16 protein-coding genes are annotated in these 16508 nt (G+C 71.2%); 7 read left to right on the top strand and 9 right to left on the bottom strand.

Annotated elements, in window-relative coordinates:
• Nucleotides 1-227: 227 nt before the first annotated feature.
• Together lexA and ABD798_RS15620 are read left to right on the top strand one after the other, a co-directional pair.
• Nucleotides 228-890, top strand: coding sequence for a transcriptional repressor LexA (gene lexA / locus ABD798_RS15625; protein ID WP_344875776.1), 663 nt, complete (start codon nucleotides 228-230; stop codon nucleotides 888-890).
• 219 nt (nucleotides 891-1109) lie between these two features.
• Nucleotides 1110-2402: a KamA family radical SAM protein gene (locus tag ABD798_RS15620; RefSeq protein WP_344875273.1), complete on the top strand. Its 1293-nt coding sequence runs from the start codon at nucleotides 1110-1112 to the stop codon at nucleotides 2400-2402.
• Between the two features lie 277 nt (nucleotides 2403-2679).
• Here ABD798_RS15620 and ABD798_RS15615 read toward each other — a convergent pair whose 3' ends face one another.
• The 5 genes from ABD798_RS15615 to ABD798_RS15595 form a co-directional block, all read right to left on the bottom strand.
• Complete coding sequence (locus tag ABD798_RS15615; protein WP_425549232.1) at nucleotides 2680-3687, bottom strand: LPXTG cell wall anchor domain-containing protein; 1008 nt, start codon at nucleotides 3685-3687, stop codon at nucleotides 2680-2682.
• Between the two features lie 55 nt (nucleotides 3688-3742).
• Entirely contained in the window at nucleotides 3743-5176 is a 1434-nt protein-coding gene (gene hflX, locus ABD798_RS15610; protein WP_344875271.1) for a GTPase HflX, read from the bottom strand.
• A gap of 179 nt (nucleotides 5177-5355) precedes the next feature.
• Nucleotides 5356-6213, bottom strand: a complete 858-nt coding sequence (dapF, locus tag ABD798_RS15605) for a diaminopimelate epimerase (protein ID WP_344875269.1) — start codon at nucleotides 6211-6213, stop codon at nucleotides 5356-5358.
• Nucleotides 6173-7069, bottom strand: coding sequence for a tRNA (adenosine(37)-N6)-dimethylallyltransferase MiaA (miaA, locus tag ABD798_RS15600; protein WP_344875267.1), 897 nt, complete (start codon nucleotides 7067-7069; stop codon nucleotides 6173-6175). Before miaA ends, dapF begins: the two co-directional genes overlap by 41 nt.
• On the bottom strand, nucleotides 7066-7797 hold the full coding sequence (locus ABD798_RS15595) for a class III extradiol ring-cleavage dioxygenase family protein (protein WP_344875265.1): 732 nt from the start codon (nucleotides 7795-7797) through the stop codon (nucleotides 7066-7068). Before ABD798_RS15595 ends, miaA begins: the two co-directional genes overlap by 4 nt.
• Nucleotides 7798-8030: 233 nt before the next feature.
• Here ABD798_RS15595 and ABD798_RS15590 point away from each other — a divergent pair, with 233 nt between their 5' ends.
• Entirely contained in the window at nucleotides 8031-9407 is a 1377-nt protein-coding gene (locus ABD798_RS15590; protein WP_344875264.1) for a DUF349 domain-containing protein, read from the top strand.
• A 55-nt stretch (nucleotides 9408-9462) separates the two neighbouring features.
• On the opposite strand, the gene ABD798_RS15585 is transcribed toward ABD798_RS15590, so the two are convergent.
• Nucleotides 9463-10944: an esterase/lipase family protein gene (locus ABD798_RS15585; protein WP_344875262.1), complete on the bottom strand. Its 1482-nt coding sequence runs from the start codon at nucleotides 10942-10944 to the stop codon at nucleotides 9463-9465.
• A complete protein-coding gene (locus tag ABD798_RS15580; protein WP_344875260.1) occupies nucleotides 10944-11363 on the bottom strand; it encodes a hypothetical protein in 420 nt (139 codons plus the stop codon). The genes ABD798_RS15585 and ABD798_RS15580 overlap by 1 nt, the downstream gene beginning before the upstream one ends.
• 158 nt (nucleotides 11364-11521) lie before the next feature.
• Between ABD798_RS15580 and ABD798_RS15575 the strand changes: the two genes are divergently transcribed.
• The 4 genes from ABD798_RS15575 to ABD798_RS15565 all read left to right on the top strand — a co-directional run bounded on the left by ABD798_RS15575 (nucleotide 11522) and on the right by ABD798_RS15565 (nucleotide 14466).
• Complete coding sequence (locus ABD798_RS15575) at nucleotides 11522-12433, top strand: hypothetical protein (protein ID WP_344875258.1); 912 nt, start codon at nucleotides 11522-11524, stop codon at nucleotides 12431-12433.
• A 94-nt stretch (nucleotides 12434-12527) separates the two neighbouring features.
• Complete coding sequence (locus ABD798_RS15570) at nucleotides 12528-13265, top strand: LppM family (lipo)protein (protein WP_344875256.1); 738 nt, start codon at nucleotides 12528-12530, stop codon at nucleotides 13263-13265.
• Between the two features lie 103 nt (nucleotides 13266-13368).
• Entirely contained in the window at nucleotides 13369-13443 is a 75-nt protein-coding gene (locus ABD798_RS37205) for a putative leader peptide (RefSeq protein WP_425549231.1), read from the top strand.
• 57 nt (nucleotides 13444-13500) lie between these two features.
• Nucleotides 13501-14466 carry a helix-turn-helix domain-containing protein gene (locus ABD798_RS15565; protein WP_344875254.1) on the top strand — a complete coding sequence of 322 codons (966 nt, stop codon included), beginning with the start codon at nucleotides 13501-13503 and terminating at the stop codon, nucleotides 14464-14466.
• Between the two features lie 4 nt (nucleotides 14467-14470).
• Here ABD798_RS15565 and ABD798_RS15560 read toward each other — a convergent pair whose 3' ends face one another.
• On the bottom strand, nucleotides 14471-14944 hold the full coding sequence (locus ABD798_RS15560) for an Rv2732c family membrane protein (protein WP_344875252.1): 474 nt from the start codon (nucleotides 14942-14944) through the stop codon (nucleotides 14471-14473).
• Complete coding sequence (gene miaB / locus ABD798_RS15555) at nucleotides 14941-16431, bottom strand: tRNA (N6-isopentenyl adenosine(37)-C2)-methylthiotransferase MiaB (RefSeq protein WP_344875772.1); 1491 nt, start codon at nucleotides 16429-16431, stop codon at nucleotides 14941-14943. Before miaB ends, ABD798_RS15560 begins: the two co-directional genes overlap by 4 nt.
• Between the last annotated feature and the right edge of the window lie 77 nt (nucleotides 16432-16508).

The following is a 16508-nucleotide window of genomic DNA, read 5'->3' as shown; positions in this document are numbered from 1 at the left end:
ACCCGCCCGAAGCTCCGGGGCGACCCGAACGCGTGGCGTTCGAACACCTGTTTGATCTCTCGCCCGGTGACGGCTAGCGTTCACGGGGTGACGCACACCAGCGACCAGGGAGGGCGAGGACGGTGACACGCGAGGGAACCGGCGAGCGGACCGGCCCGACCGCCGAACTCGACAGCAGCGCCGGAGCGCGGGCCGAGGTCCGCGTCTTCCCCGACCGCGGCGACCAGCTGGCCACCGCCGGGGTCACCGGCGACGCCGCTGACGACACCGCGCTCACCCCACGGCAGCGCCGGGTGCTCGAGGTGATCCGGGACTGGGTGGAGCGCTTCGGCTACCCGCCGAGCGTCCGCGAGATCGGCGAGGCGGTCGGCCTGACCTCCACCTCTTCCGTCGCCCACCAGCTGCGGGCGCTGGAGCGCAAGGGCCACCTGCGCAGGGACCCGAACCGGCCGAGGGCCTACGGCGTGCGCTCCCCGGAGCCGGACGCCCAGGCCGAGCAGGCAGCGGAGCGCCCGGTGCCCGCCTACGTCCCGGTGGTCGGCCGCATCGCCGCCGGTGGGCCGATCCTGGCCGAGCAGGCCGTCGAGGACGTCTTCCCGCTGCCGAAGGAGCTGGTCGGCGAGGGGTCGCTGTTCCTGCTCAAGGTGGTCGGCGACTCCATGGTCGACGCGGCGATCACCGACGGCGACTGGGTCGTCGTGCGCCAGCAGCCCACCGCCGAGAACGGCGACGTGGTCGCGGCGATGATCGACGGCGAGGCCACCGTGAAGACCTTCAAGCGGCGCGACGGCCACGTCTGGCTGTTGCCGCACAACCCCGCCTACGAGCCGATCCTCGGCGACGAGGCGGCGGTGCTGGGCCGGGTCGTCGCGGTGCTGCGCCGCCTGTAGTCCCGGTCCTCCCAGACGCACCCGCCCCGGGGACTCCCTCCCAGCTCCGGGGCGGGTACAACCCTGTTCGGGGGTTTGCCGCCGCGTCAACTCACCGGCCGGGTGGTGGTTGGTCACCGAGGGCGGTGGACGCAGGCCCGCCAGGCCCGTTCGGCCCTCGCGCGAGACCTGCGAACGGCGGTAGTCCGCATCCGGCGCCCGCACGTACATTCGGGGGCGATGATCACCCAACCAGAGCAACGTATGACGTCCACTCCGGGGTCGAAGCTCGCCGACCTACCCCAGGTGAGCAGGCTCGCGCCCGAGCTGCGCCGCGACATCGCGGTGGTCAGCGCCGTGCTGCCGTTCAAGGTGAACAACTACGTCCTGGACGAGTTGATCGACTGGTCGGCCGCGCCGGACGACCCGATCTTCCGGCTCACCTTCCCGCACCGGGACATGCTGCCGGACTCGATGTACCAGCACGTCGCGTCGATGCTGGACGCCGGAGCCAACCGGAGCGAGTTACGCGCGGCCGTGGAACCGCTGCGCAAGGAGCTCAACCCGCACCCCGGTGACCAGATGGAGAAGAACGTCCCCGGCGATGACGAGGGACAGCTCTCCGGCGTCCAGCACAAGTACCGCGAGACCGCGCTGGTCTTCCCGGCCAACGGCCAGACCTGCCACTCCTACTGCGGTTACTGCTTCCGGTGGGCGCAGTTCGTCGGCATCTCCGAGCTGAAGCAGCAGGTCGACCGGCCGGAACGGGTGTTCGGCTACCTGCGCCGGCACTCCGAGGTCTCCGACGTGCTGCTCACCGGCGGCGATCCGATGATCATGAAGACCGAGCTGCTGGCGCGCTACGTGGAACCCCTGCTGGAGCCCGGTCTCGAGCACGTCCGCAACATCCGCTTCGGCACCAAGGCCCTGTCGTACTGGCCGTACCGCTTCACCACCGACCCGGACGCCGACGCCCTGCTCCGGCTCTTCGACCGCCTCGTCGCGCAGGGCAGGCACGTCGCGGTGATGGCGCACTTCTCGCACCCGCAGGAGCTCAAGACCGATGCCGTGCAGGAGGCCGTGCGGCGCATCCGCAGCACCGGCGCCGTGATCCGCGCGCAGGCGCCGATCGTCAAGCACGTCAACGACAACGCCGACGCGTGGGCGACGATGTGGCGCGAACTGGTCCGCATCGGCGTCGTGCCGTACTACATGTTCGTCGAGCGCGACACCGGCGCCCGCGACTACTTCGCGTTGCCGTTGCACCAGGTCCTGGACATCTACCGGGACGCGATCAGCCAGGTCTCCGGGCTGGAGCGGACCGCGCGCGGGCCGGTCATGTCGGCATCACCGGGCAAGGTGGTGCTCGACGGCACCGCCGAGGTCGGCGGCGAGAAGGTCTTCGTCTGCCGGTTCCTCCAGGCACGGGACCCCAGCAAGGTGAACCGGCCGTTCTTCGCCGCCTACGACGACCAGGCGCTGTGGTTCGACGACCTGAAGCCCGCGTTCGGCAGGCCCGACTTCCTCGACTAGGGCTTGTCCTGCAAGTGGTTGCGCTGTGTATTCCGGTCACGGTGTCGCCGGGGGTTGGGGTGTCTTCAAGACCCGCAAACCCCGCTGTTGATCATCGCTAACCGCCGCAAACCCTGCGGTGTTGCGGGGTTTGCCGTCGTTGAAGACGGCTGGGGTGGGGGTTGGGTGGTCTTGAAGACCGGCAAACTCGGTGACTTACAGGACAGGGCCTAGGCACACGGGCGCAGGACATCAACGACGATGTCCTGTGCCCGCCCGGTGGCCTGGCGGGCAGGTCCTAGGACTTTGCCTTGCGGCGGCTGAAGAAGAAGACCACGCCGAGGGCCAGGAGACCGGCAACGGCGAGTGCGCTGACGGAGGAGCTTCCGGTCTCGGTGGGCGGCTGAGCCTGGCCGGAGCCGTCGGGGCTGGGCGAGGGGGCGGTGCGCTCGGTGCCGCCCTGGCTGCGGGCGAGTTCGACGGCGCCTTCGATCGCGCGGATCGGGGAGTTCTTGCCCTCGGAGCCCGACAGCAGCGAGCCGTCGGTGTCGAAGGCGATGGCCTCGCCCTGCTCCTCGTTGGGCAGTGGGACGCGCACGGGCTTGCGGGCGAGCGCGGCGGCGATGTCGCCGTCGGGCGCGGAGAACAGGTAGGCCTCGGTGTAGGTGCGAAGCGCCACAACGGTTCCGTCGGCGTTCACGGCACCGCCGGTCACGAGCACGGAGCCGATCCCAGCGCCGACCGGACCACCGGGAGTGCTGGTGGAGCGCAGGGAGACCGCGCCGACCTTCTCCAGCGGAGTGGGGCCGGGGGCGGAGAGCTTGCCCGAGGGCCGGTAGACCTTGGCCTCGCCGAACGGTTCCTTGGACACCAGGTACGGCACGTTGTCGCGGTCGAGCAGCAGCGCTTCGACGTCGTGCGGGCCATCGGGGTAGGTCAACCGGTACAGGGTGGACTTGCCGTTGGGGTTGAGCGCGTGCAGCGCGACTGTCTCCCGTTGCTTGCGGTTGTCACCGGTGTCGGCGAGCCACAGCGTGCCGTCGGAGGCCCGCGCGAGGTCCTCGACGTCGAAGGGGTCGGTCGCGTTGGTGATGGTGCGCTGCACGGCACAGCTCTTGTTCAGCACGTAGACGGTCAGCTTGGTGCCGCCGTCGTTCATCGCGTACCAGTTCTTGCCGTCGGCGGCGAGGCCGGACAGCTCTCCGATGCGCTTGTCGGAGATGCGGCACCGCTCCACCGGGTCGGCGGAGGCAGGTGTCGCGGAGAACGTCAGCATCACGGCGACAACACCGATCAAGGCGCGCAGCCGACCCACTCGTTTACCCCCCACGTCGGAGAAGACGCATGAAACACCAGTGGGTTCAGTGGCGCACGACGAACTCGTCGAGGGCTCCGGCCAGCGGCGGCAGCACGCGGGCGCGCAGCTCGGTGCCGTCGTCGGTGTGCTTCTCGTCGAGCACGACGCCCTCGGCGTGCACCCTGGCGACGACCTCGCCCCGGGCGTACGGCACGAAGACCTCCAGCTCGACGTCGGTCCTGGGCAGCCGCTCGGCGATCACCTGGCGCAGGTGCTCGATGCCCTCGCCGCTGTGCGCGGAGACGAAGACCGCGCCGGTGAACAGGTGGCGCAGCCGGGTCAGCGTGACCTCGTCGGCGGCGTCGATCTTGTTCACCACCAGCAGCTCCGGCGGCATCGGGGTGTCGCGCTCGGCGATGATGTCGTTGAACACCTCGCGCACGGCGGAGACCTGGCGCTCCGGGAGCGGGTCGGAGGCGTCGACCACGTGCACGAGCAGGTCGGAGTCGGCGACCTCCTCCAGCGTCGAGCGGAAGGCCTCGACGAGCTGGTGCGGCAGGTGCCGGACGAAGCCGACGGTGTCGGTCAGGGTGTGCACGCGCCCGTCCGGGGTCTCACTGCGCCGGGTGGTCGGGTCGAGGGTGGCGAACAGCGCGTCCTCGACCAGCGCGCCCGCGCCGGTGATCGCGTTGAGCAGGCTGGACTTGCCCGCGTTGGTGTACCCGGCGATGGCGACGCTGGGCACGTCGTTGGACTTGCGCATCCCGCGCATGGTCTCGCGGACGGTGCCCATGGCGCGCAGTTCCTTGCGCAGCTTGGCCATCCGCTTGTTGATGCGCCGCTTGTCGGTCTCCAGCTTGGTCTCACCGGGACCGCGGGTGCCGATGCCGCCACCGGTGCGGCTCATCGCCTGACCCCAGCCGCGCAGCCTGGGCATCATGTAGGACAGCTGGGCGAGCTCGACCTGCGCCTTGCCCTCCTTGGAGCGGGCGTGCTGGGCGAAGATGTCCAGGATCAGCGCGGTCCGGTCGATGACCTTGACCTTGAGCTTCTCCTCCAGCTGGCGCAGCTGGCCGGGCGAGAGCTCGCCGTCGCAGACCACGGTGTCGCAGCCGGTGGCGATGACGATCTCGCGCAGCTCGGCGACCTTGCCGGAGCCGATGTAGGTGGCGGTGTCGGGCCGGTCGCGGCGCTGCACGAGGCCGTCGAGGACCTCGGAGCCCGCGGTCTCGGCCAGCCGGGCCAACTCGGTCATGGAGGCTTCCGCCTCCTGCGCGTCGCTGCCGGTCCACACGCCGACGAGGACGACGCGCTCCAGCCGCAGCTGGCGGTACTCGACCTCGGTGATGTCCTCGAGCTCGGTGGACAGCCCGGCCACGCGGCGCAGTGCGGCGCGGTCGGCCAGCTCCATCTCGCCGGTCGACACGTTCGCGCGGTCGAACCGGTTGGGCTCGCCGATGTCCCGGTCGTGCTCGGGCAGGCTCATGTGCTCACTCATACGTCTTCCAGTGTCCCACGCCCCGCACCCGATTTCCCCCCTCGGTGTTCACCCGGACCGGTAGCGGGCGAAGAACAGGCTCACGGCCTGCGCCTCGGGATGGCGCGAGAGCGTGCCACGTCCAGCGACCAGGACAGCCCTGTGCCTCGGCAGGGGATCTCCCGCGCAACCTGCCGGTGTCAGCCCGCTAGCCACCACGAGTCGGACAGCGTGCCCTCGGCGACCAGGACAGCGGGGCCGGTGAGCGTGCTGGTGTCCTCACCGATGGACACGCAGACCTGACCGCCGGGGATGTTCACCAGGAGCTGACCGGAGGCACGACCGGCGCGGTGCAGGAACGCGGCGGCGGCGGCCACGGTGCCGGTCCCACAGGAACGCGTCTCGCCAACACCGCGCTCGTGGACGCGCATGCGCAGCTCGGAGTCGGACAGCTGCGAAATGAACTCCACGTTCACACCGTGCGGGAAAACCACCGGATCGTGGCCAGGCGGCACCGTGAGGTCGAGGTCGGCGATCTCGACATCGGTCACGCAGACGAGGTGCGGGTTGCCCACGTCGACCGCGATGCCGTGGAACGCACGACCAGCAACAGTGGCCGTGGACTCACCAACGATGCGTGCGGGACCCATGTCTATGGTCACCGTGCCGTCTTCGTTCACCACGACGGGCTTGTCACCGGCGCGCGTGCCTACAAGGAAGCCGCCGGGCTTCGCGAGCTTCTTGTGCACCAAGTAGTTCGCGAACACACGGACGCCGTTGCCACACATTTCCGCGATGGAGCCGTCGGCGTTGCGGTAGTCCATGAACCACTCCGCCTCGGTGCCCTCAGGCGCGTCCACGACGTGTTCGCTGCGCACGACGCGGAGCACGCCGTCAGCGCCGAGGCCGCGGTTGCGGTCGCACAGCGCGCGCACGCGGTCGTCGGTCAGCTCCAGCTTGCCCTCGGCGTCAGGGAGCACCACGAAGTCGTTCTGCGTCCCGTGGCCCTTGGCGAACTCAATACCCACGCTGTTCAGCGTAGTTACTGAGCACCACATCAAGCAGGTCGGGCCTGGCAGCATCGAGCCAGGTGATGCGTTTGTCACGTCGGAACCACGAGCGCTGACGGCGGACGAAACGCCTGGTCGCCTGCGCGGTCACCGCGATGGGATCAGGCACGGCCTCAAGGATCTGCTGGTAGCCAAGGGCTCGTGCCGCCGTGCTGCCCTTGCGCAGCCCAACTGCTTCCAGTCGGCGAACCTCCTCCACGAGACCGCCGTCGAACATGCGCACAACGCGGTCCTCGATGCGCTTGTCCAGCTCAGTGGTGTCGCGGTCCAGACCGATCAGCAACGCGCCGTAGCGCGGAGGACCGGGGCGCGGCAGCGTCGCCGAGAACGGGCGGCCGGTCACCTCAATGACCTCCAGCGCGCGCACGATGCGACGGTCGTTGGTCGGCAGCACCGCCTCAGCCGCAGCCGGGTCGAGCCGGGAAAGCCGCTCATAAAGCACGCCCAGCCCCGATTCGGCCGCTTCAGCCTCCAAGCGCGCCCGGACCTCCGGATCGGTGCCGGGGAACTCCAAGTCGTCCACCACCGACTGCACGTACAGCCCGGAACCTCCGACCAGAACCGGAACTCCGCCCTCCGCGAGCACTGTCTCAATGTCAGCGCGCGCATCCTGCTGATAAGCCGCGACGGACGCGTTCTCAGTGACGTCGAGGACGTCGAGCTGATAGTGCGGAATCCCGCCGCGCTCCGCCTCGGTGAGCTTGGCGGTACCGATGTCCATGCCCTTATACAGCTGCATGGCGTCGGCGTTGACGACAGCGCCGCCAAGCCGCTGCGCGAGCGCCACGCCGAGGTCAGACTTGCCGGTACCCGTCGGCCCGATGACCGCGATCAGCCTGCTCACGCGGCCGGTTCCCAACGCGCCACGTGGTAGCCGACGCCGTAGGGGGCGCCGGAGTAGTCGACCGCGCCGCGCCAGCTCACCCCGGAGCTCTGCGCGACGCTGGCCAGCACTTGCCACGCGGAACGACCTCGCGCGCCCAGTTCGGCGGCCAGCTCGGTGTCGATGTCCATCAGCGCGTCGGCGTCGGCGGCCGCGAGCGCGTCGCGGACCTTGTCGTCGAACTCGCCCGCGCGCGGGTCGGGCCGCCCGGGGGCGCGGTCGCCGTGCCGGGGCGAGGAGTCGCCGAGGACCAGCAGCGCGACCGGCTCCGGCCCGGACAGCGCGTCCACCAGCTCGTGGCCGACCAGCCAGCACTGGTCGGGGTCCAGGTCGGGGGTCACCAGCCGCACCCGGACCTCCTCAGCCCCGGAGTGCTCGCGCAGCCAGCCCGCGATCAGCGCGGGCAGCGGCAGCAGCGGATCGGCCCTGCCCTCGCCCTCGTCCAGCTCGGCGAGGCTCACCGGCACGTCGACGCCGAAACCCGCGAAGCTGCCCCGCGTCGCGGGCTCGATCACCCGCGAGCCGACCTCGTCCACGGCGACGGCCGACCACCTCGACGTCGCCTCGGCGAGCCAGCGGGCGGCGTCCAGGCACGCCCGGCGCAGCGGTTCGGTCTCCTCGGTTGCACCCGCGACCAGTTGCGGCACGAGCAACGGTGGGTGCGGCAGCACGGCGGCGCGAACGATCACGTTCGGGCAGGCTAGTGCCCCCTCACACGTTCGGCCGAACACACCCGGGTGGGCGGTGCAAGGTCATGGGTAGGTCACAACCCGGCCTCGAAGTTCCGGCGGGCGCCCTGACCTGTTTCAATCCCCCTTCAGGGATCGCGGGCCACACCGGTCCGGATGCCCGGTTGCCAGGCCCCGCCGCCAAGCGGGGCGCCCGCACGCGGTGCGGGCGGTGAAGCTAGGAGGAGCCGGCGATGACGGACCAGGAGACGACCCAGGCCGACGGGCAGCAGGGTCGGGCCACTCCGGACACCACGGCCCAGGACAACGCGGCCCAGGACAACACGACCCCGGTCATCCCGCCCCCGGCGGCCGTCGCCGCGCCCGCCGCCCCGGTGGTGCCGACCGCGTCGGAGCACCCGGAGCGCTGGGGCCGGGTCGACGACGACGGCACGGTCTACGTGCGCACCGCCGACGGTGAGCGGTCGGTCGGGTCGTGGCAGGCGGGCGAACCCGCCGAGGGCCTCGCGCACTTCGCGCGCAAGTTCGACGACATGCTCACCGAGCTGGGCCTGCTGGAGGCGCGACTGCACTCCGGCGCCGGTGACCCCAAGCAGGCGCTGGCCAGTGCCAAGCACCTCAAGGAGGCGCTGGTCGAAGCCGCCGTCGTCGGCGATCTCGCCGGGCTGGCCAAGCGGGTCGAGCACGTGATCGGCCGCGCCGAGGTGGCTCTGGAGGCGGGCAAGGCCGCCAAGGAGCAGGCCAGGGTCGACGCGATCGCGCGCAAGCAGGCGCTGGTCGAGGAGGCCGAGGGGCTGGCGAACGACTCCACCCAGTGGAAGACGGCCGGTGACCGGCTGCGCACCATGCTGGAGGAGTGGAAGTCGGTGCGCGGTGTCGACCGCAAGACCGACGAGCAGCTGTGGCGGCGCTTCGCCAAGGCCAGGGACGCGTTCAACCGCAGGCGCGGCTCGCACTTCGCCGACCTCGACCGGCAGCGCTCGACCGCCAAGCAGCGCAAGCAGGAGATCGTCGAGGAGGCCGAGTCGATCGCCACCTCCAGCGAGTGGGGCGACACCGCCAACCGCTACAAGGAGCTGATGACGGACTGGAAGGCGGCCGGGCGCGCGCCCAAGGACGCCGACGACGCGCTGTGGAAGCGGTTCCGCGCGGCGCAGGACCAGTTCTTCGCGCACCGCTCCGAGGCCTTCAGCGAGCGGGACGCGGAGTTCTCCGCCAACGCCAAGCTGAAGGAGGAGCTGCTGGCCGAGGCCGAGTCGATCGACCCCGCGGCCAACGGCCTGGAAGCCGCGCGCAACCAGCTCTACAAGATCCAGGAGCGGTGGGACCAGATCGGCAAGGTCCCGCGCGAGCGGGTGCGCGAGCTGGAGGGCAAGCTGCGCTCGATCGAGGAGCGCGTGCGCTCGGCGGCCGACGCGCAGTGGCGGCGCACCGACCCGGAGGCCGAGGCCAGGGTCTCGCAGTTCCGCGAGCGGGTCGAGCAGTTCGAGGCCCAGGCCGCCAAGGCCCGCGCCGCCGGGGACAAGCGCCGCGCCGAGCAGGCGGAGTCCCAGGCCGCGCAGTGGCGCGAGTGGCTGGCCGCCGCCGAGAGCTCGGTCGCCAACCGCTGAGCCGCAGTGGCAGTGCCGGAGCCCCCGCCCCCCTCGGGCGGGGGCTCCGTCTGTTTCAGCAGGACCAGCCGTGCTCGCACATGCTCTTCACCACTGAAGTGAGCGCGGCGACGGCCTTCGGATCGGCCGTGCGCAGGTCCGGTCGCGGTTCGTTCTGCGGTCTGCGCGCGTAGAGCAGCACCGCGTTGCCGATCCGGGTGGCCGCGCGGAACAGGCCGTCTCCCGGCTCGCCGACGGCGACGGCACCGGAGAACTTGCTCCTGCTGAAGCCGCCCGAGCCGACGGGGATGTCCACCGCCGGGCCTTCCTGGCCCGTGCACGACTCCCCCGCCCGGATCTCCGCCAGCGCCTTGGCGGCCGTCGCGTCGTCCCGGTACGTCGCGAGCTGCCAGTGTTCCTGGGAGGCCAGGGGATCGCCGCCCTTCGGAAGGACGACGCCGCGCATGTCCAGCCGCGCCGAGTCGCTGGGCCGGTCGTCCGTCGGCTCGCACGCGTTCGCCGCGTCCCACGGCCGCATCGCTCGGGTCAGGGTTCCGGTGTCCTCGTTCGGGAGCCGGAACGTCGCCGGGATGCGCGGCGGGCTCGACCGCGCGGCCTTCTCCACGAACTCGACGATGTCGTTCTGCACGCCGATCCGCCCCTTCAGGTTCGAGTGGGAGCAGGTCGAGGTGAACACCTTCAGCAGTCCGCCCGGCTCGCACTCCTTCACCTTCCGCCCGTCGCTCCGCTGCTCGGCGGTCGCTGACGAGACCGAGACGAACGGGTCGCCCATGTCGAAGTCGGCGATCTTGGGGTCGGGGAGCAGGACGAGCTTGAGCGTCCAGCGGTACTTCGTGTTCCCGGCGACCGTCAGCAACGGCAGGTCGCGTGGCCAGGGCGGCAGTGCCTTGATCTGCGCGGAGTCGATCGTCAGCGCCCTGCCGACCGGCTGGCTGATGACCGCGTCGATCGTGCCGCACAACGAGTTCGGCTTCTTCTGGAACTTCTTGCAGAGCGCGAGCCCCGCGCGCAACGCCAGGTGGTCCCCCGGGCGGAGGTTCGCGGCCCCGCCGTGCAGACCCTGCCCGACCGACAGCAGCAGCGAGCCCCGGAACGGCGTCCCGACCGTGAACACCCCCGCGACACTGTCCCTGACGGTGCCGAGCGCGTACTGCGTGACGAGTCCGCCCATCGAGTGCGCTCCGACGATGACCTGCTTGCCTGAAGCGACGGCGAGGCACTGGACGGCGCGCGCCAGCGCCGGGCCGATCCGGTCGTTCGTGACCCACTGGTCGGAGACCTCGGAGTAGTCGAAGGTCCACAGCGTCACCGACGGCAGCCCGCGCAGCCTCCGGTGCAGATCCGCGAGATCGCTTCCACCCCAGTGGTTCCGGCCGCTGAGGATGCCGTGCACGAGCAGCACCGGCCGACTGCCCGCGAGCACGGGCTGGGTCCCCGCCACCGGCGTGACCTGGCTGCCGCAGGGACGCTCCTGCGCAGCCGCCGACGCGGGCACCAGCAGCCCGGCGAGGAGGAGAAGGGCGAGCAGCGAGCGCATCACAGCTCCTCCTCGAACAACAACCGCCACAGCCCGTCCGCGCGTTCGAACCCGAAGACCACCCTCCGGGGAGCCTGCCCCGGCAGCGTCACGGTCGCCGTCGCGCTCGCGTACGGCGAGGCATCACCGCTCCACCCGTCCGCGTCGAGCACGAGCTTGGTCCCCGGCGGGAGCGTGGCGGCGGCGCCGACGAGCTCCCGAACCTCCGGGCTCAGCGCGGAGTCGCGTTCGGCCCGGTCGCCGGACAGCAGCCGCCGCACCGTCTCGGCCGCTTCGGGCGGGGGCGGTCCGCCCGCGTCGAACTCCTCGGCCGTCGCGGGTCGCTCGGGGGTCAGCAGGTAGCCTGCGAGCCCGCCGAGCGCGGTGGCCAGCACCAGCGCGAAGATGATGATCATCGTGCGGCGTCGGGCGGATGCCATGGTCGACTCCTCGGTCGTGCCCTTCCTGCGTTCGCGGGATCGGACCACACTCCGGGCCCGACCGGTGATCATCCGATGGCCGTTCACCCGAACACCCCGAGCCGTTCAGCGGCCCGAACGCAGGTCAGCCCCGCCGTGTCAACGAGGAGAAAGTGCACGTGAGCGCCCCGGAAGCTCCTGGTAGGCCCGCCAGCCACGCCGAACTGCGCGAACGGCTGCTGCGGCTCTACGAGGAGTCCGACCGCCCTAGCTACAAGGCGATGGACACCGCCGCGCGCACCCACGGCGTGGCGCTGGCCAGGGCGACCCTGTCGGACCTGCGCAACGAGAAGTACCGCGACCGCCGCAACGGCTGGGACGTGGTGAAGGCGGTGGTGGTCGGCTGCCTGCTGTGCCGGGGCGAGACGGAGGAGACGGTCGCCGCCGAGCTGGAGCGCTGGCGCGGCTGGTGGTCGCACGTCTCGGTCGAGTCGGGCGAGGTCGTCAACCGCAAGGCCGCCGCGAGGCCGGAGCCCCCCGCGCCCGAGCCTGTGCGCGGGCGCGGCTGGTTCGCGCGGAGGTGGCGAGTGCTGCTCGCGTGCGTGGTCAGCTTCGTGCTGGGCATCGCCGTCGGGGTGCTCGCCGCGACGTGGGAGGACGGCTCCGATCCCTCGCTGGCGTACGACGCCTGCGGCGAGGCGGTGGCACCGACGAGCCAGCACGGGAGCCTGGCGCTGATCGCCGAGACGGGACCGCCGAAGAAGGTGGTGCGCGACCGCCTGATCCAGCTGAAGGTCCAGCTGCACCCCGCCCACGGCTGGATCGCCTGGGCGCACCTGGAGAAGACGGGCGATCCCCAGGACCGGCTCTGGCTCGACTGGAGCTACCAGGAATCGCCGAAGGACCACTCCAGGTGGCGGCAGTGCGGCGCCCAGTCGATCAGCGTGGGGGTGGACACCCCGGCGCTGCTCGTCAAGGACGCCGGAGGGCGTGAGCGCTGGTTCCGCGCCTGCGGGCAGGTCCCGGACTGGCACCGCGCTCCGACGGCGAACGGGACCTTCTGCACGAGCTGGACCAGGCCGAGGACCTGACGAGCGTTCGCCGCTCCGAACGGCCCTCACCCGTTCGGTCGAGCAACGCCGAACCCGGTTCCCCTCGCGGGGCCCGTGTGCTGCGGTGTCGATCATGAGACGCGCCACCGCCCTGCTGGGACTTCTCCTGTTCGCCGCGCTGGCCCTCTCGGGGTGCGTGCGCTACCGCGCGAACGCGGTGATCGGGGTCGACGAGACCGTGAGCGGATCGGTGATCGTCGCCTACTCGCCGCAGGGCCTCGGCATGGCGCAGGGGCCGGGGCGCGACGGTGTCGCCGACCTGAAGCGCTTCCTGGAGCGCAACGCCACCACGGTGAGCAAGGGGACCGCGAGCGTGCGCCCCTACACGGCGGAGGGCCACCGGGGCTACGAGACGATCTTCAACGGTGTGTCCCCCCAGGACTTCCTCTCGCTGCTGCGCTACGAGGACGGCGGGCAGGGCGTCGACATCTCGCTGGCCAGGACGCCGGAGGGCTACGCGTTCTCCGCCAAGGAACAGCAGGACAAGCGCGGGCAGATCCCCCTTCCGGCGGAGGCCTTCGAGTCGGTGGAGATCACCTTCTCGATCACCTTCCCCGGCCCGGTGCGGCGCGCCAACGGCGAGGTGTCCGGCACCACGGTGACCTGGCGGCCGAAGCTGCGGCAGTCGATGACCCTGGAAGCCGTCGGCAGCGCGACGACCGCGCCCCCGATCGCCGACCCGGGCACCGCGGCCCCCGAACCCGGTGGTTCCGAAGATGGCTTCCCGGCGGGGATCGTGGTGGGGGCGCTCTGCGGACTGGCCCTCGCCGTGGCCGCGGTTCTGCTGCTGCGGCGGCGATTCTCCCGCTGACCGTCCACTAAGGACAGTTCACGTTCAGGAAAGCGCATGCAAGCGTTGTCCAGAAGCTGGGACTCCTTGACACTGCAAAACGTCACGTCCTAGCGTCGGCCCCATGGAGCGAGGAGTTCGTCTGGTCACGCGGGGGCACATCGACCTCGTCCGCGTGGCGTCCTCCCTCTGTCGCTGATCCCGCACAGTCGCTCGTCCACCCGCCAGACACCGACGACACGTGGGATTCGAATCCATGACGCTGACCGCAGGCAACCAGAACGCCCTCGCGGTGCCGGAGCCCTCCCCGGAACTCACCGAACTGCTGCGCACCGGGCCGTTCCCGGCGGCGCTGCGCGCGGTGATCCAGGCGAGCGGGCTCAGCCTGGACCGGGTGCAGTACCGCCTGCGCGCCAGGGGAGCGTCGGTCAGCGTCGCGACGTTGAGCAACTGGCAGTCCGGCCGCCGCCAGCCCGAGGGCGACGCGTCCTTCGCCGTGCTGGCCAACCTGGAGGGCGTGCTCGGCCTCGCGCCGTCCGCGCTGCGCGCGCTGGTGGGCCCGCCCCGGCCGCGCGGCAGGTACGCGCCGAGCACGACCAGCGCGCCCGCCATCGAGGAGATGTGGACGGCGAAGGACGGCCTGGCCACCCTTCTGTCCACAGTAGACACCAGCTCGGACGCGCTGCTCACCCGGCTCAGCCAGCACGACCTCGTCGAGGTCGACGCCTCCGGCGCCCAGCGCGGTGTGCGCGTGCGCCAGGTGCTGCGCGCCGACGCCGACGGGGTCGACCGCTGGGTGGTCGTCTACGCGCCCGGCCACCCCCTCGGCGAGGCCGCCGAACTGGTGCCGCTGCGACACTGCGCGCTCGGCCGGAGCGCCGTCGACGACACCGGCCTGATGGTCGCCGAACTGCTCTTCGAGGTCCCGCTCGCCAGGGGCGAGACGATCATGATGGAGTACGACCTGGTCAATCCGGCGGGCATGAGCGGGCACAGCTCCGACGTGTTCACCCGCAAGTTCCGCAGGCCCGTGCGCGACTACCTGGCCGAGGTGCAGTTCGACCCGGCCGCGCCGCCCCGCCGCTGCACCCAGATCAGCGCTCCGCTGGAGCAGCCGACCCAGTTCCGCCGCAGGGCGCTCACCATCAGCCCCGCCGGGGCCGTGCACGCAGTGGGGCTGGACGTCGGACCGGGCACCTTCGGCATCCAGTGGGACCTCTAGGGCGCTAGCGGCGGGAGCTGGCGACCTTCACCCACATGATCGCCAGCGCGATCGCGGCCAGCTCGGCGAGAACGAGACCGAACCCCGGTCCGGGCCCCGGCACCTTGTTCGACCTGCCGGTCTGCTGGGTCCAGATGGAGAGCATGCCGAGCACCGCCGCCGCGCAGCCGCCGACCGCGCACACCCAGGCCAGCGCCCAGTTCCGCAGCGCCAGCGCCAGCCCGGAGCCGAGCACGCCGACGCCGAGCAGGAAGGCCGCGAACAGCACCGGCAGCACGCCGACCCGCACGTCGCCGAAGAGCACCTGCCAGCCAGGCGTGTCGCCGACCCACGGCAGCACCGAGGTCAGCAGCACGACAAGCACCGCGACCGCGATCCGCACCGCGCGCATGCCGGGGTCGATGCGGCGGTTCACCCGGTGCTCGACCTGGCGCAGGTCCGCGTGGAACTGCTCGAAGTCGTTCCCGTTCGCCGTCACCGGACCGCGCACCCGTTCTCAGCAACGGCGGGCAGGGGCTGCGGGGTGCCGAAGCCGGGCAGGCCGAGGCTGACGCCGGAGGTCTTCGGGCGGATTCCGGCCTCCCAGTGGTCGCCCGCCCTGGTGCGCCGGTGCGCCAGCAGATCGCCGTCGGCGTTGAGGTGGTGCGGGGCGCCGTAGGTCACCACGGTCTCCACGATGTCCCCGGGCCGGATCTCGCGGTCCACCACCGAACCGGTCGGCGCGAAGTGCACGAGACGACCGTCCCGCGCGCGACCGCTCATCCGGCGGGTCTCGGTGTCCTTGCGGCCCTCGCCCTCAGCCACGAGGACCTCCAGCCTGCGGCCGACGATCTCCCTGTTGAGCTCCCAGGCGACCTGCTCCTGCACCTCGATCAGGCGCATGTAGCGCTCCTGCACGACGGCCTTGGGCAGCTGCTCGTCCATGTCGGCGGCGGGCGTTCCCGGGCGCTTGGAGTACTGGAAGGTGAAGGCGTTGGAGAAGCGGGCCGCGCGCACCACGTCCAGGGTCGCCTGGAAGTCCTCCTCGGTCTCCCCGGGGAAGCCGACGATGATGTCGGTGGTGATCGCCGCGTCTGGCATGGCCGCGCGCACCTTCTCGATGATCGAGAGGTAGCGCTCGCTGCGGTAGGAGCGCCGCATCGCCTTGAGCACGCGGTCGGAACCGGACTGCAACGGCATGTGCAGCTGGTGGCAGACGTTGGGCGTCTCGGCCATCGCCGCGATCACGTCGTCGGTGAAGTCCTTGGGGTGCGGGGAGGTGAAGCGCACGCGCTCAAGACCCTCGATGTCGCCGCAGGCGCGCAGCAGCTTGCCGAAGGCGAAGCGGTCGCCGAACTCCACGCCGTAGGAGTTGACGTTCTGGCCGAGCAGCGTCACCTCCAGCACGCCCTCGGCGACCAGTGCCTCGACCTCGGCCAGCACCTCGCCGGGGCGGCGGTCCTTCTCCTTGCCCCGCAAAGAAGGGACGATGCAGAAGGTGCAGGTGTTGTTGCAGCCCACCGAGATCGACACCCAGCCGGAGTGCGCGGAGTCGCGGCGCGCGGGCAGCGCGGAGGGGAAGACCTCCAGCGACTCCAGGATCTCCACCTCGGCCTTGGCGTTGTGCCGCGCCCGGTCCAGCAGCGCGGGCAGCGAGCCGATGTTGTGCGTGCCGAAGACGACGTCGACCCAGGGCGCGCGCTTGACGATCTCGCCGCGGTCCTTCTGCGCGAGGCAGCCGCCGACCGCGATCTGCATGTCCGGGTGCTCGGTCTTCACCGGGCGCAGGTGGCCCAGGTTGCCGTAGAGGCGGTTGTCCGCGTTCTCGCGCACCGCGCAGGTGTTGAACACGACCACGTCGGCGACGTCCTGCTCGTCGGCGCGGACGTACCCGGCGTCCTCCAGCAGCCCGGAGAGGCGCTCGGAGTCGTGCACGTTCATCTGGCAGCCGTACGTCTTGATCGCGTAGGTGCGAGGGTCCTGCATCGTGCTCACGCGTTCCACCATATCCCCTGGTCAGCGGCAGTCCTCAGCGCGGCAGCCGCGAGCAGGGTCACTGCGGG

Source organism: Allokutzneria multivorans (genome assembly GCF_039537405.1).
GTDB lineage: Bacteria > Actinomycetota > Actinomycetes > Mycobacteriales > Pseudonocardiaceae > Allokutzneria > Allokutzneria multivorans.
The sequence above is the reverse complement of the archived record's forward strand: the minus strand, read 5'-3'. Positions and strand labels throughout refer to the sequence as shown.

Excerpts from the sequence above, each read along its gene's own strand:
- ABD798_RS15590 (WP_344875264.1), top strand. The coding sequence starts at position 8,031 with ATGACGGACCAGGAGACGACCCAGGCCGACGGGCAGCAGGGTCGGGCC.
- hflX (WP_344875271.1), bottom strand. The coding sequence starts at position 5,176 with ATGAGTGAGCACATGAGCCTGCCCGAGCACGACCGGGACATCGGCGAG.
- dapF (WP_344875269.1), bottom strand. The coding sequence starts at position 6,213 with ATGTGGTGCTCAGTAACTACGCTGAACAGCGTGGGTATTGAGTTCGCC.
- ABD798_RS15585 (WP_344875262.1), bottom strand. The coding sequence starts at position 10,944 with ATGCGCTCGCTGCTCGCCCTTCTCCTCCTCGCCGGGCTGCTGGTGCCC.
- miaB (WP_344875772.1), bottom strand. The coding sequence starts at position 16,431 with ATGCAGGACCCTCGCACCTACGCGATCAAGACGTACGGCTGCCAGATG.
- ABD798_RS15570 (WP_344875256.1), top strand. The coding sequence starts at position 12,528 with ATGAGACGCGCCACCGCCCTGCTGGGACTTCTCCTGTTCGCCGCGCTG.
- ABD798_RS15565 (WP_344875254.1), top strand. The coding sequence starts at position 13,501 with ATGACGCTGACCGCAGGCAACCAGAACGCCCTCGCGGTGCCGGAGCCC.
- ABD798_RS15580 (WP_344875260.1), bottom strand. The coding sequence starts at position 11,363 with ATGGCATCCGCCCGACGCCGCACGATGATCATCATCTTCGCGCTGGTG.
- ABD798_RS15620 (WP_344875273.1), top strand. The coding sequence starts at position 1,110 with ATGATCACCCAACCAGAGCAACGTATGACGTCCACTCCGGGGTCGAAG.